The following is a 24,921-nucleotide window of genomic DNA, read 5'->3' as shown; positions in this document are numbered from 1 at the left end:
TGCGCGGGAGGAAGCACGATCTCGCTCCGAAGAGCGAACTCTTCGGGGCGATCTCGGGCTGGCCGAGCCGCAGGCTTCGAACGCTGAGGCAGGGGTGCGGTGGGCCACGGCCCCGGGCTCCCGTGACGGTCGGGGTGGGCCCTGGCCCAGGGCCCCGGCCGGTGTCGTACGCGGCCGGGGCCCGTCGTGGCCGTCCGTCAGGAGCCGGCCGTCTTCGCGGCCTCGTTCCACTTCTTGTCGAGCTCGGCGAAGTAGTCCTTCAGATCCCCCTTCTGCGCTCCGCGCGCGATGTCGACCAGCTTCTGCCGGTAGTCGGGCGTGTTCAGGCCGATCTCGGCCGCCTTGTCGATCTCGTTGACCTGGCCCGTCTTCAGCTCGGAGCGCTCGACGAAGTTGACATCGTTGTCGACGAAGCTTTTCAGCGTGGCGGGCATCGGGGCCGACTTCACGGTGGGGACGGCGCCCTCCTTCGCGGAGTAGCCGGACTTCTCCGTGAACCAGTCGATCCAGGCGCGGGCCGCCTCCTTGTGGTCCGAGTGGATGTTGACGGCCTGCTGGTAGTCGGAGGTGAGAGTCGGGCAGAACTTCCCGTTCCGCTGCGTGGGGAAGGGCATGAACCCGATGTCCTCGGGGTCGGCCTTCGCCTTCCTCGCCGCGTCCTGCATCTGGGTGATCGACCAGGAGCCGAGCATCATGGTCGCGATCCTGCCCTTGGCCACCATGCCCTTCGAGGCCTCCCAGTTGGTGGTACTGGGCTCCTTCTCGGACAGCCCGCCCTTGACGATGTCATGCAGCAGCGTGTCGCTGACGTTCAGGTCGCTGCCGTCCTTCCAGGGTGACACCGGGCCGGCCAGCTTGTTGGCGGCGCCGGTGTCACAGCTGACCGATCCGACGTTGCTCGTCCACTGGACCAGCGGCCAGGCGTCCTTGAAGTTGGTGTAGTAGGGGACGGCGTCCGTCCTGGCTTTGATCGCCTTCAGCGCGGCGAGGAACTCCTCCGGCGTCTTCGGCCACTCGGTGACACCGGCCTTCTTCCAGACGGCCTTGTTGTAGAGGAAGCCGTTGGCCGTGCCGAACTGGGCTATCCCGTAGACCTTGCCGTCGACGTCGGTCTTGTCGCTGAAGCGGTACTTGGGGCCCAGGTCCTCGAAACTGCCGAGCGGGGAGAAGAACTTCGGGTAGTCGTTCTGGGACACGGCGGCCGGAATCATGAGGACGTCGCCGTAGTCCTCGGTGTTCATGCGGATCTTGACCTCGCCCTCGTAGTCGGTCAGACCCTCGAACTTCACCCGCACCTTGGGATAGATCTTCCTGAACTCCGCGGCGTAGTCGTCCATCGCGCCGCTCTTGACCAGGTCGGTGCGGTGCGTCAGCACCGTGATCGTGCCGGTGACCTTGCCCGGTTCCGTGGGCGCGGTCGCCGCGTCGGTGGACGGTGTTCCGCTGCCGCCGCACCCCGTGACGGTCAGCGCCGCGACGGCCAGGAACGCACCGGCGAACGTCTGCTTCTTCCCCATGTGTCCGACTCCTTCGGAATGGCGGCTCGGGACTGCTGTCGGGATGTCGGCACTATGGCAGTCGCTGGTTAACCGGTAAAGTTGAGATTTCCATCGCGATGCTCAATCGTTACCGGGCGATGGGGCTGCTGTCTGCGGCTTGATGCGACGCGGCTAGGGAGGAGGGGTGGCGGGCGCGGTCTGGGTAGAGTGGGCTAGACCGGTTTATAAACCGGGCCTGATCAGCGGCGTTGGGGCGCCCGGAGCCATGCGAAGACCCGCTCCTTCCGAGCGACGGAAGCCGGCCTTGGGACTGGTGACGTCGCATGTTCGGGAGTCGTGTATTCCGCCGATCACTCGCCGATCTGGGGCGGATTCGACCAGCAGGACCGAAGCGGCCTGCGAGACCACCGCTCGGCCGTCGTCCCGGACACGGACATGGGGGCAGGGCCCGGGAGGCCGCTTCACCTGGAAAGTGCCTCCGACAGGGGCGGGAACAAGGACCTCAGTGATCCTCATTCTCGCTGTTCAGAGGCACTTTTCGCTTCGCTTGCCTGACCGCCTGACCGCCTGACCGCCTGCCGGACAGCCCGCTTCATGAACGCGCGAGGTCAAAGGCCTCGAGCAGGCGCTCGTACGCCGGCTTCGGCCGCAGGGCCGCGTCCCACGGCAGGGAATCGGCCGTGCGCAGAGGGTAGATCTTGGTGTCGGCGGTGGAACCGTACCGGTCAGTGAATCCCCATGTGGAGAACGACGTGCAGTTCGGCTCCTCCAGGCAGACTCGCAGCTTGCCCGCCATCTCATCGGCCTGGGTCTGCCGCCCGTCCTCCTCGTCCTCACCTATGGGGACGTCCATCTCCGACACCCGCGCCTGAACCCCGAGTTCCGCCAGATCCCGCACATGGCTGCGGAAGGTCTCCGGGTCGATGCGGTCGCCGGGTGCGTACTCATGGTTCTGGAAACCCACGCCGTCGATCGGTACGCCGCGTGCCTTGAGCCGCTCGACCAGGTCGTAGAGGGCGTCCCACCGCTCGCCTTCCTCCTCGACCCCGTACTCGTTGAGGAACAGCCGTGCCTTCGGATCGGCCCGGTGGGCGGCCCTGAACGCCTCGTCGATGTATTCCTCGCCCATGGCCTCGAACCACGGGCTCTGCTCGGAGCGCAGACCGAGATCCCCGTTGGTGTAGCTCTCCTCGTCGTCGGACATGGGCTCGTTGACCACATCCCATTCCGCGACCTTTCCCTTGAAATGCCCGGCGACCATGGCGATGTGCCGGAGCATGGTCCGGCGCACCTCCTCGGGGTCGTCGTTCTCCCGCATCCAGTCGGGCAGAGCCTCGTGCCAGACGAGGGTGTGCGCGTGCACCTTCATGTCGTTCGCGCGGGCGAAGCGTACGAGTAGGTCCGCGTCGCGGAAGTCGTAGACGCCCCGGTGTGGGTGGAGGAACTGTGGCTTGAACGCGTTCTCCGGAGTGAGCATGGAGAACTGGCTCCCCGCGAGCGCCCGGTAGCGTGAGTCGGTGAGCAGCGGGTTCTCGGCCAGGGCGGTGCCGACGTCGAACGGCCGCCCCACGTCTGCGGCCCGCGCGCGCAGCGAGTCGTCGGACTGCTCCTGGCGTAGCTGCGGCGCCTTGATCACGCGGAGCGAGTCACCGCTCTCCGCCCGCGCGAACAGTTGCGTCAGACGCCATCCTTCGCGGCGCTCGTTGTCGCCCGCGTCCGCCTCCAGACCGAACCAGACAGTGCCCTCGGCGAACACCCCCGGGTCATGCACGGTTCCCAGCCGCCGCCCGTCGGCTTTCACGCGGAAGGTGTCACCGATGCTCGACACGGCGAGCGTCACCGTTCCAGAGCAGCCGCAGTCGAATTCCTTGGAGGTGGCCGGCTCATCGCTCTCGCCGTCCCATATCTGTATCTTCACTTGTCCGTCGGCGGTCACGCCGACGCGGAGTGAGGGCCGCTCCTGCCGCCACTCGTCGTAGATGACCGGTACCCGTCCGTACAGCCGCAGCCATGAGCCGCCGTCATCGTCACCCACACCGGACATGCGCGCGGTGACGGTGAAGTCGCCATCGGACTCAAGATGCGGGCCGGCCAGGTTCAGCGGGGGGTTGGGCCGGCCGCCGGAGGAGTCCTGCTCCACGATGTGCCGATCCAATGCGCTGACGCTCAGGATGTCGTTCCGCGCGGTGGTGCCCGGCATCTGCGTCCAGTCGTGGTTCCGCAGCAGGTCTTCGTCGTTTCCGCCGCCCGCGCCTTCGCCCTGCCCCGTACACCCGGCCGCCACCGCCATGACGAGCACCACGGCGGTCAGCCGCTGCCACGTCCCCCCACCAAGGTTCACGGTCCCTCCGACTCTCTTGTTCGAGACAAGATCAACCTCTCGAAACCGGGCCACAGTTCATCACACATGAGGTACGGCGGCCTTGTGCGGCACGTCCCAGTTCGTGTGGCGGAGCGGCCCGGATCGTCGCGGCCTGCGCGGAAGGCGTACGCGTCGCAGGGAACGGGTGCGGAAGCCGGAGGAGACGCGGGTGCAGATCGCGGTGGTGGAGGCATGGTCGTGGCCGACCTGCTGTTGGACGAACAACGGGTCGTGGCCGTCCTCGATCAGATGGGTGGGGTAGGACCTGCGTAGCGAATGGAATTCCAGCGCGGGTTCCAGGCCGGCGGCGTCCCGGTAGGCGTCGAAGCGCGAGTCCAGGCGCTGGACCCCGGTTCAGACCGGCCCGGACGCGGTCCGCCATGCGAGCCACCGAACCGTCGTCCGTCCGCTCGCGCGCCGCCTGGTCCAACTGCGCGAGTCCGGAGGCGGCGACGCCGGTGCGGGCCCCCGAGCGGGGAACCGCGTCGTAGAGCCGCTCCAGAAGGGCCGGCAGGTCCGGGGGTTCACGGCGATCACCCGGGTCCACAGACGTCACGCGGCGCATTCGAGCAGGGGGTCACCCCTGGTGGGTGGAGGGGGCCCGACTCCCATGGTGGGGACAGCCCCACCCCCGATTCGGGGGCGGACGTCCTCGTGGCGGCGGGCCGAAGACGGCATCGTATGAACCACGTTGACCGAAGGGTTCGTCGTCGCCCTCGCCGGAAGGAAACCGCCATGAAGTCGCAGCTCTCGTCGAAGCCGGAGACGGCGCGCACGGCGCGGGGCGACCTCGCGGCGTGGGGCGGCAGCGCGGTGCACGGCGACCTCGCCGCGCGAAGCGGGGCCGCGGGGGAATCCGACGGCGCGGGCGTGCCCCGGACGACCGGTGCTCCCGGCCCTCTCGCCTCCTTCGCCCGGTTCGTCCTGTGCGGTGGTGGGGTCGGTGTCGCTTCGAGCGCCGCGGTGGCGCTGCTCGCCGGACTGATGCCCTGGACGGTGGCCAACGCGTTGATGACGGTGGCCTCCACGGTCCTGTGCACCGAACTCCACGCCCGCTTCACCTTCGGTGCCGGCCGCCGGGCGGCCTGGCGTGAGCACATGCAGTCCGCGGGCTCGGCCACGGCCGCCTACGTGGTGACCTGCGCGGCGATGCTCGTACTGCACCTGGTGCGGCCGTCCGCCGGGGTGCTCTGCGACCAGGCCGTCTACCTCGGTGCCGCAGGGCTCGCCGGAGTCGGACGCTTCCTGGTGCTGCGCCTGTTCGTCTTCGCAGGCGCCCGGACCCGACGCCCGGCGACCCGGGCGGCCTCGGCGGCTTCGGTGATTCCCGTCGCCCCGGTGACGCCGGTGACGCCGGTGACGCCGGTGACGCCGGTGAGGTCAGTGCGGCCGGTGACGCCCGTGGCCTCGGTGCTGCCGGCGCTCGCGGTGATCCCGTCGGCGTCCCCGGCGCGGATGCGGAACGCGCGCCGAGTGCTGACGCCGGCCACCGCCGTACCCGTCCCGGCGTGACCGGCGCGGGCACCGACGGCGGCGCGGGCGGGGCACCACGCGGGCGGGGCACCACGGCGAGGCGGACGCGAGCGCGGACACGGCGATGGCCATCGGTGCGACTGTAGGATGTTCGCGCGGTCGCGGCAGGCAAGGGTTCATGTCGAAGGCTGGCCGTATTCCCTTGCTGCGCGCCTTAGTTGAGGAGACCCGCCCGAGTGCCTGCACGCCGAATTCCCACATCGGTCTGGGTCACCGCGTTGACTATGGGCGCTCTGGTGATCGTGGCCTACTTCGCCGTGCGGGCCGACCGGGGGACGCACCCCGGGAAGTCCGTCACCGCACCCTCCGCCTCGCCGAGCGCCAAGCGCTCGGACGGGCCGGGCAAGGAGCCCCGGGCCGCGCTGCCGGCGGACTCCGGAAGCGGCAAGCGAGTCGTGTACTCGCTGAGGCAGCGCCGCGTGTGGCTGGTCGCCGCCGACGGGAGTGTCAGCCGTTCCTTCGAGGTCTGGCCCGGCACCGTCAACCCCGCCGAGGGCGCCTACGCGGTCTCCTTCCGGCGCGAGGAGGCGCAGGGCACGGACGGCGTGCAGGTCGAGAACATCGTCTACTTCGCCAACCGGTCCGGTGTGTCCGTCGCCTTCTCCAACGCGACCGACGGCGCGTCCCCCCGGCCGAGTCCGGGACTGGACACGGGGGCGATCCGGGAACACGCCGCCGACGGAGAGGCCCTCTGGAACTTCGCCCCGTCCGGCACGCACGTGAACGTCATCCGCTAAGCCCTGTCCCCTGCCCGCTGCCCGCTGCCCTCTGTCCCCGGATCACACCGGGCTCACGGGGCCGGAGCCGCGCGCCGCTGTCTCGTCACGGGGCCAGTTCCTCCACGCCGATCGACCAGGGCCCGTCCGAGCGGGCGTAGATCAGGCAGGGGCCGGTCAGCGGGGCCTCGCCCTGCCAGCGGCCGACGTGGTTGGCCAGTTCGTCGACGAAGCCGTCTCCGGTGGGCTCGAAGGTGTCGACCAGGAAGTAGCCGCCGTCGTCGGAGCGCGCGTCACCCTCGTAGCGGAGGTTCGCGATCGCCGGGCCGCCCTCGTAGCGCAGTACGTCGGAGGCGTCCCGGTGTGCGTGGCCGTCCAGCGTCACGGCGCTGGAGACCTCGGTGGCCTCCACCGTCCAGGGGCCGTCCGCCTGTATGCGCAGCGCCCGCACCGGCCTGTCGTCCGCGTTGACGAGGGCACGGCACGCGAAGGGGCCGTCGGTGTAGACGAGTTGACTTTCGGAATGCAGCCGCTGGTCCAGGGCGTCGACCACGAAACGCCCCCCGGCGCGATGGGTGATGTCGAGGATGACGGGCCCGGTACCGGTCGTCAGGCGTACGACCTGGCTGCTGTCGCCGTCGGCTCGCTGCAAGGTCCTGCCACCCGCCGTGAGCAGCGCCGGGGCCGCCTCCGGCGGGGCGTCACCGGTCTTGACGACCCCTGACAACTCCCGCGCGCTCCCGTCCCCCTGCCGGTCCGCTCGCCCGCGCTCCGTCTGCTCCCGGCCCGATCGGTCCTGCTTGAACCACTTCATCGACTCCCCCTGACGACGACTGTGCACGGACGACGCGGAGACGAAGGCCGAGGGGGAGGCGGAGGGGGAGACACGCGACTGCGTGCGCCCCATCTCGTCCTGTCCTGCCCCGTCCTGCCTCGCCCCGCCCCGTGCGCGTGCGACCCGGGCTCCACCGTAATGTGCCGTTCATCGTTCCGGGCGGCGGCCCCGTCGGCAGCCCTCTCGGCGGGCCGCGAAAGAGCGCCGACGGTCGCGGACCGTGTCGCTGTTGAGCCGAACAGGTGACCATGCGTAAGAATTGCCCGGTGCAGACAATCAGTGCGAGCCAGGACGGGGTGGGTCAGTGAACAGCCACGACGTCACCGATGAACAATGGGAAGGGCTCGCCCAGGTCGTTCCGCTGCGCGGCCGGGACGCATGGCCCTCGGCCGTCAACCACCGGTCGATACCCGAGGCCGCGACCGAGGCGCGCCGCCGCTTCGTGGTCCTGCGGGTCAACGTCTTCGCCGACGCCCGCGACGTCGCCGAGACCCTGATGGCGGGGGTGCCGGTCCTGCTCGATCTGACGAGCGCGGAGACCGAGGTCGCCAAGCGGGTGCTGGACTTCAGTACGGGCGTGGTCTTCGGGCTGGCCAGCGGGATGCACCGGGTCGACCGCAACGTCTTCCTGCTGACACCGCCCGGCACCGAGGTGCGGGGGCTGATGGAGGGAGCGGGGATTCCGGGCGTGTGATCGGGGGCGGTTCGCAGAGAGGCAGACAGGCGGGCCGGGGCCGTCGGGGCCCGGAACGGGGCGGGCGCGGTGACGAGCGGCCCTGAGGGGTCGCGGTGGTCGCCCGCGAAGGGTCGCGTGGGTCTCCTTGAGGGACATCGCGGTGGTGAGCCGCGTAACCCCTGGTCCCGGGGGTCGCTCGATGGTGGGAAGGCCGCGCGGACGGAACGGTTCGCCCGATTCCGGGCGTCTACTGTCCGCATATGACCGTGTCGTCCTTGGACGCCCCCGAGTCGGCCGAGGCGCGGTACGACCGCCCCAGCGTCGGCGCGCTGTGGCTGACCGCCTTCGCCGGACACCGCAACGCCGGGTTCACGCTCGGCCCGCTCACCCTCCTCTCCGGGCCCAGCGGCAGTGGCAAGACCACCGCGCTGCGGGCCTACGAGGCGCTGGCCCGGCTCGGCGGCGGCGCCGGGCTCGCCGACGTGTTCCCGGACCCGGCCGCCTGCGTTCCGGAGCGGGCCCGGCCGGACGCGCAGGGCCGCCGCGGATTCCGCATCGGCTGTACGGCCAACGGGCCCGAGGGTCCCGTGCGCCTCGACGTCGCCGTACAGGCCGAGCCCGAACTGCGCATCGTCGGCGAGCGGTTGTCGTCCGGCGGGCACGTCCTCCTGGAGACCGCCCTGCGCGACCCGGGCCGCCCCTTCGTGCAGGCTGCCTGGCGTTCGGCGGGCTCGGCGGGCTCCGCGACGGGATCGGCGGGATCGGCGGGTTCGTCTGCGGTGACCAGGGGACCGCTCCCCGACGACCGCCTGGGCACGGCTCTGCTGCCGCTGCGTGTCGCCGGGAGGACGGCCGGGGAACGCCGGGTCCTCGCCGCCGCCGAGCAGATGGTCGTCGCGCTGCGGTCCGTCTTCGCCTGCGACCCCCGCCCCGCCCGCATGCGGACCGGCGTCCGCCTCGGCGCGGGGCGGCTGCTGGGCGGCTGCGACAACCTCGCCGAGGTCCTGTGGCGCACGCGGGCGGAGTGCGGCCGACGGCACGGGCTGCTGGTGGCGGCGGTCCGGGCCGGCTGCGCGGGCGAGGTCGCGGATCTGCTGGCGCTGTCCCCCGGGGACGGAAGGGTGCACGCCGTCCTCGACCGGGGCGACGGCGTCCGTACGCCGCTGGGGCTGCTCGGGGACGGCGAACTGCGGTATCTCGCGCTGGCCCTGGTGCTGCTCACCGGGCCGGGGGTGCTGGAGGTCGACCCCGCCGGGGAGGTCCCGGCGGCCCTGCAGACCCTCACCGTCCTCGCGGACGGACTGGACCGCGGTCTGGATGCCCGGCAGACGCGGGAACTCGTCGGGCTGGCGGTGCGGATGTGCGGGCGCGGACACATCCGGCTGGTGGGCGCGGTCGCTGACGCCTCCTGGGCCGCGGGGACTGCGGGGGTCACAGTGGTAGACCTGGGGCCGTGACAGAACTGGACGTGGCGACACTGCAGCGCCGACTGGCCGAGTTCGCGGCCGCGCGGGACTGGGAGCAGTACCACACACCGAAGAACCTGGCCGCCGCGCTCAGCGTGGAGGCGTCCGAACTCCTGGAGATCTTCCAGTGGTTGACGCCGGAGCAGTCGTCGAAGGTGATGGAGAGGCCCGGGACCGCCCACCGGGTGACGGACGAGATCGCGGATGTCCTGGCGTATCTGTTCCAGCTCTGCACGGTGCTCGGCGTCGACCCCCTCGCGGCACTCGACGCGAAGATCGACCGGAACGAGCGGAGGTTCCCGGCGGGGGAGGCGCCCTGAGCCGACCGAGGCGACCGGGGCGACCGGGCGGCGGGGGCCGCCAGGGCCGGTGGAGGACGGCACTCCGGCGGGCGGTGAGGCGCCGCACGACATCACCCACATATCACTGTCCGTAGCCATCAAGGCGACTGCGGTGAAATATCTGTCCACAAATTTCGGGCTTCCTCTAGCTTTTCGTCCCGCGTGCCTTCACTCTGGGTAGTGGACGGTGGAGTTCGGGCAGACGTGCCGGTGGGTGCGTCGGGGCAGACGGGGGCAGCGCATGGAAGCGGTGCGGCTCATCGAGGCGAGCAGGCAGGCCCTCGTGGAGAGCGGCGACACGCCGGAGGCGATGAGGGAGGCGTGGCAGGCTCAGGCTCTCGCGCAGGCGATAGGCAGCCGCTTCGCCGTCTCGGGTCCGCCCGAATTACGCGGGGAGGCGCTGGGCCTGACCGAGCTGGCGGGCAGAGGCTGCGGCGTGCTGAACGTGCCGGTGCCCGAGGTGGACGCCCTGCGGGCCGCGCAGCTCACGGAGTTGGGTGACGCCCGAGAGGCGTTGCTGTGCCTCGGCGGGCTGCTCGGCGAGGTCAGCATCGCGCTCGTCGGCATAGCCTGCGCCTCCGACGACCAGGGCACGTACTGGCAGTGCATGGAGGCGATCGACGCGGCGGACGAGTCCCGGGACAGGGTCCTGGAGATGCTGCGGCGCCTCGCGGCACGGGAGCAGGCGGTCCCCGAGCCGGACGCCGCGGCGGGCTGAAGAGGCGGGCTGAAGGGGCGGGGCCGAGGGAGGGGGCTGAGGGGCGGCCCCCGGAGCGGTCCGCGCGGTCGGGCGGTGTGCGACCGTGCAGGATGGGGGCATGGATCTTCGAATCTTCACCGAGCCCCAGCAAGGGGCCACCTACGACACCCTGCTCGCCGTGGCGAAGGCCACCGAAGACCTCGGGTTCGACGCCTTCTTCCGGTCGGACCATTACCTCAGCATGGGATCGGGGGACGGACTGCCCGGCCCCACCGACGCCTGGATCACCCTCGCCGGACTCGCCCGCGAGACCAGCCGCATCCGGCTCGGCACCCTGATGACGGCCGGTACCTTCCGGCTGCCCGGCGTCCTCGCCATCCAGGTCGCCCAGGTCGACCAGATGTCCGGGGGCCGGGTCGAACTGGGCCTGGGGGCGGGGTGGTTCGAAGAGGAGCACAAGGCGTACGGCATCCCGTTCCCGAAGGAGAAGTTCGCCCGCCTGGAGGAGCAGCTGGCGATCGTCACCGGACTGTGGGCGACGGAGAAGGGCAAGACGTTCAGCCACCACGGCACCCACTACGACCTCACGGACTCGCCCGCCCTGCCCAAGCCCGCGCAGGAGAAGGTGCCCGTCCTCATCGGCGGCCACGGAGCCACGCGCACTCCGCGGCTGGCGGCGAAGTACGCCGACGAGTTCAACATCCCGTTCGCCGGGATCGAGGACAGTGAGCGCCAGTTCGGCCGGGTGCGGGCCGCCGCCGAGCAGGCCGGACGCGCGGCCGACGCCCTCACCTACTCGAACGCGCTGGTGGCGTGCGTCGGCAAGGACGACCAGGAGGTGGCCCGCCGTGCCGCCGCCATCGGCCGTGACGTCGACGACCTCAAGGCCAACGGCCTGGCGGGCTCCCCGGACGAGGTCGTCGACAAGATCGGCCGGTACGAGGCCATCGGCAGCAGGCGGATCTACCTCCAGGTCCTCGACCTGCACGACCTGGACCACCTCGACCTGATCTCCACCCGGGTCCAGTCGCAGCTGTCCTGACGGCTCCCGTTCGGGCCCGGCCGGGTCCGCCCGGGCGGGAGGAGCGCCCCGAACCCGCAGGCCGGGGCGCTCGCGCCCGCCCGTGACCGGCGAATATTGCCGGGTGTCGCGCAGGTGTTCTCTGTACGTTGGTCGGGCGCGCCGGTGAAGCGGCGCCGCGCGGCGGCCGACGGACCGTACGGCCCCCGATCCACACCCGAACGAGGCATGCCCAGTGTTCCTGACGATCAGCACCACCGGTACCGGTGAACGTCCCGCGACCGAGCTCGGCTTCCTGTTGCACAAGCATCCCGACAAGGCGCAGGCGTTCTCCACCGCCTACGGCACCGCCCACGTCCTGTATCCGGAGGCGGGCCCGGAGCGGTGCACGGTCGCGCTGCTGCTGGAGATCGACGCCGTGGCGCTGGTCCGGCGGGGCAAGGGCAAGGGACGCGGCGGCGCTCCGGACGCCACGCTCGCGCAGTACGTCAACGACCGCCCCTACGCGGCGTCCTCCCTGCTCGCCGTGGCGCTGAGCAACGTGTTCTCCAGCGCGCTGAAGGGTCAGTGCAAGGCGCGGCCCGAGCTGGCCGGGCTGCCGCGTCCGCTCCGCGTGGAGATTCCGGTACTTCCCGCACGCGGGGGCGCCGGCCTCGTGCGGGCGCTGTTCGAACCGCTCGGCTGGACGGTCGCCGCCGAGCCCGTCGCGCTGGACGCGGAGTTCCCCGAGTGGGGGGACTCGCGATACGTACGCCTCGTTCTGGAGGCGACGGAGCTGACCCTCGCCGAGGCCCTGCGGCACCTCTACGTACTCCTGCCGGTGCTCGACGACGCGAAGCACTACTGGGTGTCGTCCGACGAGGTCGACAAGCTGCTGCGGGCGGGCGAGGGCTGGCTGCCGGACCACCCCGAGCAGAAGCTGATCACCAGCCGCTACCTCGCCAGGCGCTGGTCGCTGACCCGTGAGGCGATGGAGCGGATGGAACTCGTACGGCTCGCGGAGGCCGACGACAGCGCGGTCGAGGACATCGACAACGCGGTCGCGGACCAGCCGGCCGACGACGAGCTGCCGGAGACAGGGGCCGAGACAGAGACAGCGACGGGGCCAGAGACAGCGACGGGGACGGAGATAGGGGCGCGGGCGGCGACTGAAGCCGCCGACGGTCCCGGGGCCGAAGCAGGGCCCGACTCCGCCTCCTTGCCGGACGGCGGCGGCCAGGCCGTGCCGCTCGCGGTCGCCCGGCGTGACGCCATCGTCGCCGCGCTCACCGCGTCCGGGGCGAGCCGCGTGCTCGACCTCGGCTGCGGACAGGGCCAGTTGGTGCAGGCGCTGCTCAAGGACGTCCGGTTCACCGAGATCGTCGGTGTCGATGTGTCGATACGCGCGCTCACGGTCGCCGCCCGGCGGCTCAAGCTGGACCGCATGGGCGAGCGGCAGGCCGCGCGGGTCAGGCTCCTCCAGGGCTCGCTCGCCTACACCGACAACCGGCTCAAGGGGTACGACGCCGCCGTGCTCAGCGAGGTCGTCGAACACCTCGACCTGCCGCGGCTGCCCGCGCTGGAGTACGCGGTGTTCGGCTCCGCCCGCCCCAGGACCGTCCTCGTGACCACGCCGAACGTCGAGTACAACGTCCGCTGGGAGTCCCTCCCCGCCGGACACGTCCGCCACGGCGACCACCGCTTCGAGTGGACGCGCGAGGAGTTCCGCGCCTGGGCGCGGACGGTGGCCGAACGCCACGGCTACGACGTGGAGTTCACGCCCGTCGGCCCGGACGACCCCGAGGTGGGGCCGCCCACCCAGATGGCCACGTTCACGATGAACGCGGCCGCCACGGACACCGGCCGCGCGACGGGCACCACCCGCGCCAGGGACACCACTCACACCACTCACACCACTCACGCCACGAAGGAGGCGAAGACCGCATGACGGACGAGACCAAGGCCGACCGGACGGAGACCGACCGGACGGAGACCGACCGGGCCGAGACCGACCCGACGAGCAACGCTCGCGTCCTGCCCGTCACCGACCTCTCCCTCGTGGTGCTGATCGGTGCCTCCGGCTCGGGCAAGTCGACCTTCGCGCGGCGGCACTTCAAGCCCACCGAGGTCATATCCAGCGACTTCTGCCGCGGCCTGGTCGCCGACGACGAGAACGACCAGAGCGCCAGCCGCGACGCCTTCGATGTCCTGCACTACATCGTGGGCAAGCGGCTCGCCGCCGGTCGCCGTACGGTCGTCGACGCCACCAGCGTGCAGCAGGACGGCCGCCGGCAGCTGATCGAGCTGGCGAGGCAGTACGACGTCCTGCCCGTCGCCATCGTCCTGGACGTGCCCGAGGACGTCTGCGCCCGGCGCAACGCCGCGCGCACCGACCGCGCGGACATGCCGCGCCGCGTGATCCAGCGCCACATCCGCGAACTCCGCCGCTCCCTGCGCCACCTGGAGCGTGAGGGGTTCCGGAAGGTGCACGTCCTGCGGGGCGTGGCGGAGATCGAGAGCGCCGGGATCAGGACCGAGAAGCGGTACAACGACCTCACCCACCTCACCGGCCCCTTCGACATCATCGGCGACATCCACGGCTGCGCGTCCGAGCTGGAGACACTGCTCGGCAAGCTCGGCTACGTGGACGGGGCGCACCCGGACGGCCGGACGGCCGTCTTCGTCGGCGACCTCGTCGACCGCGGGCCGGACACACCCGGCGTGCTGCGCCGCGTGATGTCGATGGTCGCGGACGGCAACGCCCTGTGCGTGCCCGGAAACCACGAGAACAAGCTCGGCCGCCACCTCAGGGGCCGCAACGTCCAGCACACCCACGGACTCGCCGAGACCGTGGAGCAGCTCGACAAGGAGAGCGAGGAGTTCCGCGCGAGCGTGCGGGCGTTCGTGGACGGGCTGGTCAGCCACTACGTCCTCGACGGCGGACGGCTCGTCGTCTGCCACGCGGGCCTGCCCGAGAGGTACCACGGGCGCACCTCGGGCCGGGTCAGGTCCCACGCGCTGTACGGCGACACGACCGGCGAGACCGACGAGTTCGGCCTGCCCGTGCGCTACCCGTGGGCGGAGGACTACCGGGGCCGGGCGGCCGTGGTGTACGGCCACACACCGGTCCCGCACGCCACGTGGCTGAACAACACCATCTGCCTGGACACGGGCGCCGTGTTCGGCGGCAAGCTGACCGCCCTGCGCTGGCCGGAGCGTGAACTCGTCGACGTACCGGCCGAGCGCATCTGGTACGAGCCGGCCAGGCCGCTGCGTACCGAGGCACCCGGTGGAGACGACGGACGGCCGCTCGACCTCGCCGACGTGCACGGCCGCCGGGTGGTCGAGACGCGGCACGCGGGCCGGGTCTCGGTCCGCGAGGAGAACGCGGCGGCGGCCCTGGAGGTCATGAGCCGCTTCGCGGTCGACCCGCGACTGCTGCCCTACCTGCCGCCGACGATGGCACCCACCGCGACCGCGCGCCCTGACGCCGACGGCGGAGCCGCCGACGGAGGCTTTCTCGAGCACCCGGCCGAGGCGTTCGAGCAGTACCGGGCGGACGGCGTCGAGCGCGTCGTGTGCGAGGAGAAGCACATGGGCTCCCGGGCGGTGGCCCTGGTCTGCCGCGACGCGGACGTGGCACGCGAGCGGTTCGGCGTGTCGGGGCCCACGGGCGCCCTGTACACGCGTACCGGCCGGCCCTTCTTCGACGACGGCGCGGTCACCGAGGAGATCCTCGGCCGGCTGCGCGCCGCCGCGAACGAGGCGGGCCTGTGGGACGGCCTGGAGACCGACTGGCTGCTGCTCGACGCCGAGCTGATGCCGTGGTCGCTCAAGGCCGCCGGACTCCTGCGCACCCAGTACGCGGCGGTCGGAGCCGCCTCCGGTGCCGTGTTCCCGGGGGCACTCGCCGCCCTGGAAGGCGCCGCCGCGCGCGGGGTCGACGTGACGGACCTGCTGGCGAGACAGCGTGACCGGGCGGACGACGCGGCGGCGTTCACCGACGCGTACCGGCGCTACTGCTGGACGACCGACGGCCTGGACGGCGTGCGGCTCGCGCCGTTCCAGATCCTCGCCGTGCGGGGGCGCAGCCTGGCCGCGCTGCCGCACGACGAGCAGCTCGCGCTGATCGACCGGCTCGTCGAGCACGACGCGAGCGGTCTGCTGCAGACCACCCGCCGCCTCTACGTCGACACCGGCGACGCGGAGTCGGTGCGCGCGGGCATCGACTGGTGGCTGGAGATGACCGGGCGCGGCGGCGAGGGGATGGTCGTCAAGCCGGTCGGCGCGGTCGTACGCGACGAGAAGGGCCGCCTGGTGCAGCCCGGCGTCAAGGTCCGGGGCCGGGAGTACCTGCGGATCATCTACGGTCCCGAGTACACGCGGCCCGACAACCTCGCCCGGCTGCGGGGCCGCTCCCTGCACCACAAGCGGTCGCTCGCGATCCGGGAGTACGCGCTGGGTCTCGAGGCGCTCGACCGGCTGGCGGAGGGCGAGCCGCTGTGGCGCGTCCACGAGGCGGTGTTCGGCGTGCTCGCTCTGGAGTCGGAACCGGTGGACCCCCGTCTGTGACGAGTCCGGGCCCCCTCCGACGAGGCGGTGCGCGCGGGTCCGGGGGTGCCGACGGTGCCTCCGGGCCCGGCGGCACCTCCGGACCTGTCGCGTACTCACGGGGCCTGCCCCCCCCGGGCCCGGCCCGCCGTGACCCGCGCCCCGCCCCGGCCCGCGCCCCGCTCGGCGAAGATCTGGCGGCGTGAATGTCCGATCGGCGGGTGAACGCGGGTCGGGATGGTCAGGATGGAGTCATGGGATTCCATGTCGACTCCGAGGCCGGGCGGCTGCGCCGCGTCATACTGCACCGGCCCGATCTCGAGCTCAAGAGGCTCACCCCCAGCAACAAGGACGCCCTGCTCTTCGACGACGTCCTGTGGGTGCGCCGGGCGCGTGCCGAGCACGACGGGTTCGCCGACGTGCTGCGCGACCGGGGCGTCACCGTCCACCTCTTCGGTGACCTGCTCGCCGAGACCCTGGAGATCCCGGCGGCCCGGACGCTCGTACTGGACCGGGTCTTCGACGAGAAGGAGTACGGTCCGCTCGCCACCGACCATCTCCGGGCGTCCTTCGAGACGATGCCCGCCGCCGACCTGGCCGCGGCGCTGGTCGGCGGGATGACCAAGCGGGAGTTCCTGGACGCGCACCTGGAACCGACCTCCGTGCGCTTCCACGTGATGGATCTCGACGACTTCCTGCTCGGGCCGCTGCCCAACCACCTCTTCACCCGCGACACGTCCGCCTGGATATACGACGGCGTCTCCATCAACGCGATGCGCTGGCCGGCGCGACAGCGGGAGACGGTCCACTTCGAGGCGATCTACCGGCACCATCCCCTCTTCCGCGACGAGAGCTTCCACTTCTGGTCACAGGGGCAGGTGGACTACCCGTCCACCATCGAGGGCGGCGACGTCCTGGTGATCGGCAACGGCGCCGTGCTCATCGGCATGAGCGAGCGGACCACACCGCAGGCCGTGGAGATGCTCGCCCACAAGCTGTTCGCGGCGGGGTCGGCGCAGAGCATCGTGGCGCTCGACATGCCCAAGCGGCGGGCGCTCATGCACCTCGACACGGTGATGACGATGGTCGACGCCGACACCTTCACCCAGTACGCGGGGCTCGGCATGCTCCGTTCGTACACCATCGAGCCGGGCGCGGGGGAGAAGGAGCTGAAGGTCACCGACCATCCGCCGGAGCACATGCACCGGGCCGTCGCCGCCGCGCTCGGGCTGAACGAGATCCGCGTCCTGACCGCGACCCAGGACGTCCACGCGGCCGAGCGGGAGCAGTGGGACGACGGCTGCAACGTCCTCGCGGTCGAGCCGGGCGTCGTCGTCGCCTACGAGCGGAACGCGACGACGAACACGCATCTGCGCAAGCAGGGCATCGAGGTCATCGAGATCCCGGGCAGCGAGCTGGGCCGGGGCAGGGGCGGACCGAGGTGCATGAGCTGCCCGGTCGAGCGTGATCCGGTGGGCGGGTAGGGGAGCGGGGGTGCCTGACACCGGGTGCCTGTATAGAAATGTTAATGGTCGTATAGAATTTCATGGTCACCGCGTCGGCGTCCCGTCGTCGCCCTCGACGGCCCCCGTATCCGCACCCCAGGAGCGCCCCCATGGCGACAGTCCCGACCGCCCTCGCCGGCCGCCACTTCCTCAAGGAGCTGGACTTCACCGCGGAGGAGTTCCGCGGTCTGGTCGAGCTGGCCGCCGACCTCAAGGCGGCCAAGAAGGCCGGGACCGAGACGCCGCGTCTGCGGGGCCGGAACATCGCGCTGATCTTCGAGAAGACCTCCACGCGGACCCGGTGCGCGTTCGAGGTCGCGGCGGCGGACCAGGGTGCCTCCACGACGTACCTCGACCCGTCCGGCTCGCAGATCGGGCACAAGGAGTCCGTCAAGGACACCGCGCGCGTACTCGGCCGGATGTTCGACGCGATCGAGTACCGGGGCGACAGCCAGGCCGGTGTCGAGGAACTGGCCGCCTTCGCCGGTGTTCCCGTCTACAACGGTCTCACCGACGACTGGCACCCCACCCAGATGCTGGCCGACGTGCTCACGATGACCGAGCACTGCGCCAAGCCGCTCGACGGGATCGCCTTCGCCTACCTGGGCGACGCCCGTTTCAACATGGGCAACTCGTACCTGGTCACCGGAGCCCTGCTGGGCATGGACGTACGGATCGTCGCCCCGCGCGCCTACTGGCCGGCCGACGACGTCGTGGCCCGGGCCCGCGAGCTCGCCGAGGTCAGCGGCGCGCGCGTGACGCTGACCGAGGAGGTGGCGGAGGGCGTGCTCGGCGCCGACTTCGTGGCCACCGACGTCTGGGTCTCGATGGGGGAGCCCAAGGATGTGTGGGCCGAGCGCATCGGCGCGCTGTCCCCGTACGCCGTGACCATGGACGTCCTGCGCGCCACCGGCAACCCGGACGTCAGATTCCTGCACTGTCTGCCCGCCTTCCACGACCTGGGGACCAAGGTCGGGCGGGAGATCCACGCGGCCTACGGCCTGGACTCCCTGGAGGTCACCGACGAGGTGTTCGAGTCGTCGCACTCGGTCGTCTTCGACGAGGCGGAGAACCGGCTGCACACCATCAAGGCGATCCTGGTCGCCACGCTGGCCTGATCCGAACGAGACCCTAGACGGGCCGCCGCTGGGCCGGCACGACCGGCAGCCGGAACCAGACGGCCTTGCCGGCGCCGGTCGGCCGGTGGCCGCAGGACGAGCTGAGGGCGCGGATGAGCAGGAGGCCGCGCCCGTGCTCCTGCCAGGGGTCCGGTTCGCCGAGCGGACCCGGGACCGTGAGATCGCCCGGCGGCGCCGGATCGGGGTCGTGCACCTCGACCCTGCAGCCGGTCGGCAGCAGCTCCACCACCAGCTCGATGGGCCCCTGGCCCGCCGTGTGCTCGACGGCGTTGGCGACCAGTTCCGCGGTGAGCAGCTCCGCGGTGTCGCTGTCGGCCACGTGCTCCCGCTCGGCCAGCGCCGTACGGACCAGCGCACGCGCGACGGGCACCGCGGCGGCCGTGTGCGGCAGCGCGATGCGCCAGGAAGCGGGGGCGGCGGAGTGCTCGTACAAGGTGGGTCCGTTCATCAGCAGGCTGTCCTGCCTCAAGTCACGAATGGTACGGCGTCACCCCCCAGGACGGCTCGGCGGGCCGCGCCGAGGTGGAAAGGCGCCCAGGGCTATCGCGCACTCGTGACGACAGTCACGGAAGGGTGATAACTTCGAAGGGCAGACATCGTGGAGCAGACATACGGTGCCCCGCCCCCGCCCGAGGAGGCCGCACGTCATGAGTCCCTTCACCGGCTCGGCCGGCCCCACGCCCGACTGGCGGCACCTCAGGTGCGAGATCGCCGACGGCGTCGCCCAGGTCACGCTGGCCCGCCCCGACCGACTGAACGCGCTGACCTTCGGCGCCTACGCCGACCTGCGCGACCTGCTCGCGGAGCTGTCCCGGGAGAGATCCGTACGCGCCCTCGTGCTGGCCGGCGAGGGGCGCGGCTTCTGCTCGGGCGGCGACGTGGACGAGATCATCGGCGCCACGCTGGCCATGGACACGTCCCAGCTGCTCGACTTCAACCGCATGACCGGCCAGGTCGTCCGCGCGGTACGGGAATGCCCGTTCCCGGTGATCGCGGCCGTGCACGGGGTCGCCGCGGGCGCCGGCGCGGTACTGGCGCTGGCCGCCGACTTCCGGATCGCCGACCCCTCGGCACGCTTCGCCTTCCTCTTCACCCGCGTCGGGCTCTCCGGCGGCGACATGGGCGCGGCCTACCTGCTGCCCCGTGTCGTCGGGCTCGGGCACGCCACCCGGCTCCTGATGCTCGGCGAACCCGTGCGCGCGCCCGAGGCGGAGCGGATCGGCCTGATCAGCGAACTGACCGAGGAGGGCCACGCGGACGAGGCGGCCCTGGCCCTGGCCCGCCGCCTCGCCGAGGGACCGGCGCTCGCGTACGCGCAGACCAAGGCCCTGCTGACGGCCGAGCTGGACATGCCCCTCGCCGCCTCCGTCGAACTGGACGCCGCCACTCAGGCCCTGCTGATGAACGGCGAGGACTACGCGGAGTTCCACGCGGCCTTCACCGAGAAGCGTCCCCCGAAGTGGCGGGGGCGATAGCGGTGACCACCCCACAGCCCCGGCCGGTCCCGCCGTCCGACCCGCCGTCCGCCTCGCCGTCCGCCCAGCCGTCCGCCCCGCCGGAGGACCAGCCGTCCGCGCCCGGCCCGCTCCGGGTCGCCGTCGTGGGCGGCGGTCCCGGAGGGCTCTACGCCGCGGCCCTGTTCAAGCGGCTCGACCCGCGCCGCGAGGTCACCGTCTGGGAGCGCAACGCGCCCGACGACACCTTCGGTTTCGGCGTCGTGCTCTCCGACGAGACGCTCGGCGGCATCGAACACGCGGACCCCGTCGTGTACGCGGCGCTGCGGGAGGAGTTCGTGCGCTGGGACGACATCGACATCGTGCACCGCGGGGTGCGCCACACCTCCGGCGGCCACGGCTTCGCCGCGCTCGGCCGCCGCAGGCTCCTGAAGATCCTCCACGAGCGCTGCCGGTCCCTCGGCGTCGCACTCCGCTTCCGTACCGAGGCCCCCCCGACGGAACTGCTCGCGCGGACCCACGACCTGGTCGTCGCCGCGGACGGGGTGAACAGCACCACCCGTGGACCGCTCGCCCATGTGTTCCGCCCCCAGGCGACCGCGCACCGCTGCCGCTACATCTGGCTCGCCGCCGACTTCGCCTTCGAGGCGTTCCGCTTCGAGATCGCCGAGACCGAGCACGGCGTCATGCAACTGCACGGCTACCCCTACGCGGCCGACGCGTCCACCGTCATCGTCGAGATGCGCGAGGAGGTCTGGCGGGCGGCCGGCTTCGACGGGACGGACGAGCGGCAATCCGTCGAACGGTGCGCCAAGATCTTCGCCGAGGCGCTGGGCGGCCGTCCGCTGCGCTCCAACAACTCCGCCTGGACCTCCTTCCGTACGGTCGTCAACGGGCGCTGGTCGCACGGCAACGTCGTCCTGCTCGGGGACGCCGCGCACACCGCCCACTTCTCCATCGGCTCCGGTACGAAACTCGCCGTCGAGGACGCCCTCGCCCTGGCCGCCTGTCTCGACGAGCACCCCGGGCTGCCGGACGCCCTCGCCGCCTACGAGGAGGAGCGGCGCCCCGTCGTCGCCTCCACCCAGCGCGCGGCCCGGGCCAGCCTGGAGTGGTTCGAGGACCTGGACCGCTATCTCGGCCAGCCCTCACGGCAGTTCGCCTTCAACCTGCTCACCCGCAGCCGCCGCGTCACCCACGACAACCTCCGGCTGCGGGACGCGCACTTCACCCGTGCCGTCGAGCGCGAGTTCGGCTGCCCGGACGGGACGCCCCCGATGTTCACACCGCTGCGGCTGCGCGGTCTGACCCTGCGCAACCGTGTCGTGGTCTCACCGATGGACATGTACTCATCGGTGGACGGTGTCCCCGGCGACTTCCACCTCGTCCACCTGGGCGCGCGGGCGCTGGGCGGCGCCGGACTCGTGATGACCGAGATGGTCTGCGTCAGCGCCGAAGGGCGGATCACACCGGGGTGCGCCGGTCTGTACTCCCCGGAACAGGCCGAGTCCTGGCGGCGCGTCACCGGCTTCGTGCACACCCGGGCGCCCGGCACCGCGATCGGCGTGCAGCTCGGCCACTCCGGCCGCAAAGGCTCCACGAAGCTGATGTGGGACGGCATCGACGAACCGCTGGACGACGGCAACTGGCCGCTGGTGGCCGCCTCGCCGCTCCCGTACACCCCGCGCAGCCAGACGCCCGCCGAGCTGGACGCCGCGCAGCTCGCAATGGTCCGGCGGCAGTTCACGGAGGCCGCCCGCCGCGCCGCCGACTGTGGCTTCGACCTGCTCGAACTGCACTGCGCGCACGGCTATCTGCTGTCCGGGTTCCTGTCGCCGCTGACCAACCTCCGCACGGACGGCTACGGGGGCTCGCTCGCGGGACGGCTCCGCTTCCCGCTGGAGGTCTTCGACTCCGTCCGGGCCGTGTGGCCGGACGAGCGGCCCATGACCGTGCGCATCTCCGCCACCGACTGGGCCGACGGCGGCACCACCGCCGAGGACGCCGTCGCGATCGCCCGGGCCTTCGCCGCCCACGGAGCCGACGCGGTCGACGTGTCCACCGGCCAGGTGGTGGCGGACGAGCGGCCCGAGTACGGGCGCTCGTACCAGACGCCGTACGCGGACCGCATCCGCGGCGAGACCGGCATCCCGGTGATCGCCGTGGGTGCCATCTCCTCCTGGGACGACGTCAACTCGCTGATCCTGGCCGGACGTACGGACCTGTGCGCGCTCGCCAGACCGCATCTCTACGACCCGAACTGGACGCTCCACGCGGCGGCCGAGCAGGGGTACGAGGGGCCGGGCGTCGTCTGGCCGCAGCCCTACCGGGCGGGCAGCCGCAGACCACGCACCGGCCGCACGGACGCCCCCAGGCCCCGGCTCACGCTCGGGACGTGAGGCGGCCCGGTTCCGGGCGGCCGACCGCCGGCTGTGCGCTCATGCCCGCTGTCCTCGCGCGGCGCCGGGAGTGCGCTGCCGTTGTGCGTCGAGGCCGGTGAAGAGGTCCTCCCAGCGCGGGCGGACCGCGTCCGGACCGTACGACGCGGCCGTCAGGACCGCCGCGGCCCCCATGTCCGCCCGCAGCTTCCCGTCCCCCATCAGCCGGCTCATGGCGTCGGCGAGGGCGTCCGGGTCCTCGGGCGGGACCAGGAGTCCGTCGACCCCGTGGGTCAGCACGTCCGCGGGACCGGTCGGGCAGTCGAAGCCGACCACCGGCAGCGAGTGGCTCATCGCCTCGATCATCACCATGGGCAGCCCCTCGAAGCGTGAACTGAGCACGTAGAAGGACGCCTTGGCGAGCTCGTCGTCGAGCCGGTCGGTGTGGCCCATCAGGAAGACGTGGTTGTAGAGGTGGTGCTCCTCGATCAGGGCGCGCAGGTCCGCCTTCCTCTCGCCGCTGCCGTAGATGCGCAACTGCCAGTCGGGATACGTCTCGACGAGTTTCGCCCAGGCCGGGATCAGCAGGTCGAAGCCCTTCTGCGGGAAGAGCCGCCCGGCCGCGACGGCGATTCTCGACCTGTGGTTCGAGGCGACCTGGTCCAGCGAGTGCACGGCGTTGGGGATGCGCACCACCCGGGTGCCGGGCAGCAGCCGCCCGTACTCCTCACGGTCCCGTTCCGTCAGGACCGCCACCGCGTCGAAGCGGGGATAGGTCTCCTTGATCCGGCGCCGCACATCACGCTTGTGGGTGCCGTGGTTCATGTGCTCCTGGGCGACCCGGATCACTCCGCCCGTGGCGTGCTCGGCGGCGAGGAAGTTCAGCGCGGGCCGGGTGGTCACGAGGATGCCGTCGTCCAGGGAGCGCAGGTACGCGATGAGCCGCGTCTCGACGTACCGGTTGAAGTACCGGTAGCCGAACTCGCCCGCCGGGATGTGCTTCGCCGGCCGGCCGAGCATCCTGCCCCGGCGGCGCTCGCGCCATCCGCCGAGGATCCCGGCGGCCGGGGTGTGCGCACCCTCGCGCAGGTCGACGACGGTGGACACCCGGACCCGGGCGTCCAGCGGGAACCGTACCGCGTCCCGGCGGCGCACGGCGCTCACCAGCTCGACGTCCCAGCCCGCCGCCACCAGGGAGTTGGCCTGGTTCATCACCGTACGGATGGTGCCGCCGCGCCCGTACGCGTGCAGCAGCAGATAGCGGACCCTGGGGAGTGTGCGCCGGTCGTGGTCCGTCACCGGGCGGCCCCCGTCCGGCCGCCGCGGCACTCCAGCGACAGGTTGTCCTTCACGGTGAAGTACGGGCGGACGCTCACGCCGAGCACCCGCTGCTCCGGGTAGACCAAGATGTGCTTCTTGCCGCGGATGTCGTCCAGCCGCCGCCCCGCCCGCAACCTCGCCGTGCCGTCGGTGAGATGGACGTCCCACTCCTCGGCGCCGGCGGAATCGACGCCGGTGGAATCGGTGGTCGCGGGGACGGCGGTCGCGGGGGCGGAGGCGGCGAGGTCCGGGGCGGCGAGGTCGGCGACCGGCACGCTGCCCTCGAAGCGCTCGTCCTCCACCCGGGCCGCGTAGCGCAGCCTCCGGCCGTCGCCGCCCCGGCGCACCAGCAGCAGGTGCCAGCCGTCACTCCCGCCGGGCTCGGCGAAGCCCTGGGAGACGGCTCCGACGAGGCGTCCGACGAGCCTGATGCGGCCGTCGCGCGGCCAGACCTCTTCTATCTCGGCATGCGGCTTCACGAGGCGTAACCCCAGGTCACGCACATCGGCCGCAGGATCTCCGGGATGTCGTCCCCGGCGGGCAGCGCGCGGCCGGCCTGCACCGAGCCGCTGCGGATCTTGTCGCGCCAGTCGCCGAGCCCCTTGACCACCTGCGTGTCGTCGCGCCTGCCGTAGTCGAGCATGGCCGGTTCGAAGTCGACGCCGAGGAACGTGCACAGCCGGCGCATCTCCTCGCCGGGGTCGGCCGTGATGTCCTCGTAGCGCACGGTGTGGCCGCCGGTGATGCCCTTGCGGGCGTTGTCGACGGCCTTCATGTACCGCAGCGCGTCGGCGGCCGCCTCCTCGTAGGTGCGCTTGTCCGGGTCGCCCTCGTGCCACGACCGGGCGATGGAGACGGGGTGACGCAGCAGGAAGACGAACCGGGCGTCGGGCCAGCAGTCCCGGATGCGCCGGTAGACGAACGCGTTGCTCGGTGTCTTCTCGACGATGAAGTCCTTGCCGGACCGGACCAGTTCCCGGTGCATGACCCGGTCCCACAGCAGATGTTCCAGATCGCCGCGCTCCAGGTCGAGGGCGCTCATCGCACGCCGCGACAGCTTGCTGCCGTAGCCGACCTCCAGGCGGCGGATGTGCAGTTCGTGCGGGGAGTGCAGCCGGGAGTGCGCGTCGAGCAGCATCCGCAGCAGGGTGGAGCCCGAGCGCACGGGCGACAGGATGAAGACCGGCCGCCGCAGCAGCCGGTCCGTCCCGAGATCCTCCGGGGCGGGACATCGGTACACGGGAGCGGGCCGCTCGGCGGGCTTCGCCGCGGTGACCCGCGGCTCTCCGGGTGCGGCCGGTGCGGCTCTGCGTACCTGCAGGCCCGTGGTGGCGGTGAGCGCCCGGTTCAGACTGCGCATCAGACTCATGCGGCCCGACGCTAGGTAAGGAATCTGAGAAGAGGGACGGAGGAAGCTGAGGGTTCCCTTAGCGCGTGCGGATACGG

Annotated in this window: 21 protein-coding genes; 13 read left to right on the top strand and 8 right to left on the bottom strand. The window is 71.7% G+C overall.

Going from position 1 to position 24,921, the window contains the following annotated elements:
• Positions 1 to 197 precede the first annotated feature (197 nt).
• From ACFY93_RS06440 to ACFY93_RS06430, 3 genes are all read right to left on the bottom strand, one after another.
• A complete protein-coding gene (locus tag ACFY93_RS06440; protein WP_391354072.1) occupies positions 198 to 1,517 on the bottom strand; it encodes an extracellular solute-binding protein in 1,320 nt (439 codons plus the stop codon).
• Positions 1,518 to 2,091: 574 nt separating this feature from the next.
• Positions 2,092 to 3,840, bottom strand: a complete 1,749-nt coding sequence (locus ACFY93_RS06435; protein WP_391354071.1) for an endo-1,4-beta-xylanase — start codon at positions 3,838 to 3,840, stop codon at positions 2,092 to 2,094.
• A 60-nt stretch (positions 3,841 to 3,900) separates the two neighbouring features.
• On the bottom strand, positions 3,901 to 4,200 hold the full coding sequence (locus ACFY93_RS06430) for a tyrosine-type recombinase/integrase (protein WP_391354166.1): 300 nt from the start codon (positions 4,198 to 4,200) through the stop codon (positions 3,901 to 3,903).
• Positions 4,201 to 4,731: 531 nt separating this feature from the next.
• Here ACFY93_RS06430 and ACFY93_RS06425 point away from each other — a divergent pair.
• Together ACFY93_RS06425 and ACFY93_RS06420 are read left to right on the top strand one after the other, a co-directional pair.
• Positions 4,732 to 5,373: a hypothetical protein gene (locus ACFY93_RS06425; protein WP_391354164.1), complete on the top strand. Its 642-nt coding sequence runs from the start codon at positions 4,732 to 4,734 to the stop codon at positions 5,371 to 5,373.
• A gap of 245 nt (positions 5,374 to 5,618) precedes the next feature.
• The gene (locus tag ACFY93_RS06420) at positions 5,619 to 6,131 is read left to right on the top strand and encodes a hypothetical protein (RefSeq protein WP_391354069.1); all 513 of its coding nucleotides are present in this window, start codon (positions 5,619 to 5,621) and stop codon (positions 6,129 to 6,131) included.
• A gap of 85 nt (positions 6,132 to 6,216) precedes the next feature.
• Here the strand turns inward: ACFY93_RS06420 and ACFY93_RS06415 are convergent, their stop codons facing one another.
• Positions 6,217 to 7,017: a hypothetical protein gene (locus ACFY93_RS06415; protein WP_391354068.1), complete on the bottom strand. Its 801-nt coding sequence runs from the start codon at positions 7,015 to 7,017 to the stop codon at positions 6,217 to 6,219.
• 232 nt (positions 7,018 to 7,249) lie between these two features.
• Here ACFY93_RS06415 and ACFY93_RS06410 point away from each other — a divergent pair, with 232 nt between their 5' ends.
• From ACFY93_RS06410 to argF, 9 genes are all read left to right on the top strand, one after another.
• Positions 7,250 to 7,639, top strand: a complete 390-nt coding sequence (locus ACFY93_RS06410; RefSeq protein ID WP_391354066.1) for a cell division protein SepF — start codon at positions 7,250 to 7,252, stop codon at positions 7,637 to 7,639.
• 242 nt (positions 7,640 to 7,881) lie between these two features.
• Positions 7,882 to 9,078 carry an ATP-binding protein gene (locus tag ACFY93_RS06405; RefSeq protein ID WP_391354064.1) on the top strand — a complete coding sequence of 399 codons (1,197 nt, stop codon included), beginning with the start codon at positions 7,882 to 7,884 and terminating at the stop codon, positions 9,076 to 9,078.
• Positions 9,075 to 9,407 (top strand): MazG-like family protein, encoded by a 333-nt coding sequence (locus tag ACFY93_RS06400; RefSeq protein ID WP_391354062.1) that lies wholly within the window; start codon positions 9,075 to 9,077, stop codon positions 9,405 to 9,407. The genes ACFY93_RS06405 and ACFY93_RS06400 overlap by 4 nt, the downstream gene beginning before the upstream one ends.
• A 262-nt stretch (positions 9,408 to 9,669) precedes the next feature.
• Positions 9,670 to 10,146 (top strand): DUF6099 family protein, encoded by a 477-nt coding sequence (locus ACFY93_RS06395; RefSeq protein ID WP_391354060.1) that lies wholly within the window; start codon positions 9,670 to 9,672, stop codon positions 10,144 to 10,146.
• Between the two features lie 100 nt (positions 10,147 to 10,246).
• Positions 10,247 to 11,170, top strand: a complete 924-nt coding sequence (locus ACFY93_RS06390) for a TIGR03560 family F420-dependent LLM class oxidoreductase (protein WP_391354058.1) — start codon at positions 10,247 to 10,249, stop codon at positions 11,168 to 11,170.
• Positions 11,171 to 11,384: 214 nt separating this feature from the next.
• Positions 11,385 to 13,076, top strand: coding sequence for a 3' terminal RNA ribose 2'-O-methyltransferase Hen1 (locus ACFY93_RS06385; protein ID WP_391354057.1), 1,692 nt, complete (start codon positions 11,385 to 11,387; stop codon positions 13,074 to 13,076).
• Positions 13,073 to 15,700 (top strand): polynucleotide kinase-phosphatase, encoded by a 2,628-nt coding sequence (locus ACFY93_RS06380; RefSeq protein WP_391354056.1) that lies wholly within the window; start codon positions 13,073 to 13,075, stop codon positions 15,698 to 15,700. The genes ACFY93_RS06385 and ACFY93_RS06380 overlap by 4 nt, the downstream gene beginning before the upstream one ends.
• 233 nt (positions 15,701 to 15,933) lie before the next feature.
• Entirely contained in the window at positions 15,934 to 17,163 is a 1,230-nt protein-coding gene (locus tag ACFY93_RS06375; protein ID WP_391354054.1) for an arginine deiminase, read from the top strand.
• Between the two features lie 131 nt (positions 17,164 to 17,294).
• Positions 17,295 to 18,302 carry an ornithine carbamoyltransferase gene (argF, locus tag ACFY93_RS06370; protein WP_391354052.1) on the top strand — a complete coding sequence of 336 codons (1,008 nt, stop codon included), beginning with the start codon at positions 17,295 to 17,297 and terminating at the stop codon, positions 18,300 to 18,302.
• Positions 18,303 to 18,315: 13 nt separating this feature from the next.
• On the opposite strand, the gene ACFY93_RS06365 is transcribed toward argF, so the two are convergent.
• Entirely contained in the window at positions 18,316 to 18,771 is a 456-nt protein-coding gene (locus ACFY93_RS06365) for an ATP-binding protein (RefSeq protein ID WP_391354162.1), read from the bottom strand.
• Positions 18,772 to 18,970: 199 nt separating this feature from the next.
• On the opposite strand from ACFY93_RS06365, the gene ACFY93_RS06360 reads away from it, so the two are divergent.
• Together ACFY93_RS06360 and ACFY93_RS06355 are read left to right on the top strand one after the other, a co-directional pair.
• Positions 18,971 to 19,798 carry an enoyl-CoA hydratase family protein gene (locus tag ACFY93_RS06360; protein WP_391354050.1) on the top strand — a complete coding sequence of 276 codons (828 nt, stop codon included), beginning with the start codon at positions 18,971 to 18,973 and terminating at the stop codon, positions 19,796 to 19,798.
• 2 nt (positions 19,799 to 19,800) lie between these two features.
• Positions 19,801 to 22,176, top strand: a complete 2,376-nt coding sequence (locus ACFY93_RS06355) for a bifunctional salicylyl-CoA 5-hydroxylase/oxidoreductase (protein ID WP_391354049.1) — start codon at positions 19,801 to 19,803, stop codon at positions 22,174 to 22,176.
• 39 nt (positions 22,177 to 22,215) lie between these two features.
• Here the strand turns inward: ACFY93_RS06355 and ACFY93_RS06350 are convergent, their stop codons facing one another.
• The 3 genes from ACFY93_RS06350 to ACFY93_RS06340 are packed head-to-tail and all read right to left on the bottom strand — an operon-like array spanning position 22,216 to position 24,844.
• Positions 22,216 to 23,454, bottom strand: coding sequence for a glycosyltransferase (locus tag ACFY93_RS06350; protein WP_391354047.1), 1,239 nt, complete (start codon positions 23,452 to 23,454; stop codon positions 22,216 to 22,218).
• Positions 23,451 to 23,954 carry a hypothetical protein gene (locus ACFY93_RS06345; protein WP_391354045.1) on the bottom strand — a complete coding sequence of 168 codons (504 nt, stop codon included), beginning with the start codon at positions 23,952 to 23,954 and terminating at the stop codon, positions 23,451 to 23,453. The genes ACFY93_RS06350 and ACFY93_RS06345 overlap by 4 nt, the downstream gene beginning before the upstream one ends.
• Positions 23,951 to 24,844: a sulfotransferase gene (locus ACFY93_RS06340; protein ID WP_391354043.1), complete on the bottom strand. Its 894-nt coding sequence runs from the start codon at positions 24,842 to 24,844 to the stop codon at positions 23,951 to 23,953. The genes ACFY93_RS06345 and ACFY93_RS06340 overlap by 4 nt, the downstream gene beginning before the upstream one ends.
• Between the last annotated feature and the right edge of the window lie 77 nt (positions 24,845 to 24,921).

Origin of the sequence: Streptomyces sp. NPDC008313, from assembly GCF_042956125.1 — a bacterium.
Classification (GTDB): domain Bacteria; phylum Actinomycetota; class Actinomycetes; order Streptomycetales; family Streptomycetaceae; genus Streptomyces.
The sequence above is the reverse complement of the archived record's forward strand: the minus strand, read 5'-3'. Positions and strand labels throughout refer to the sequence as shown.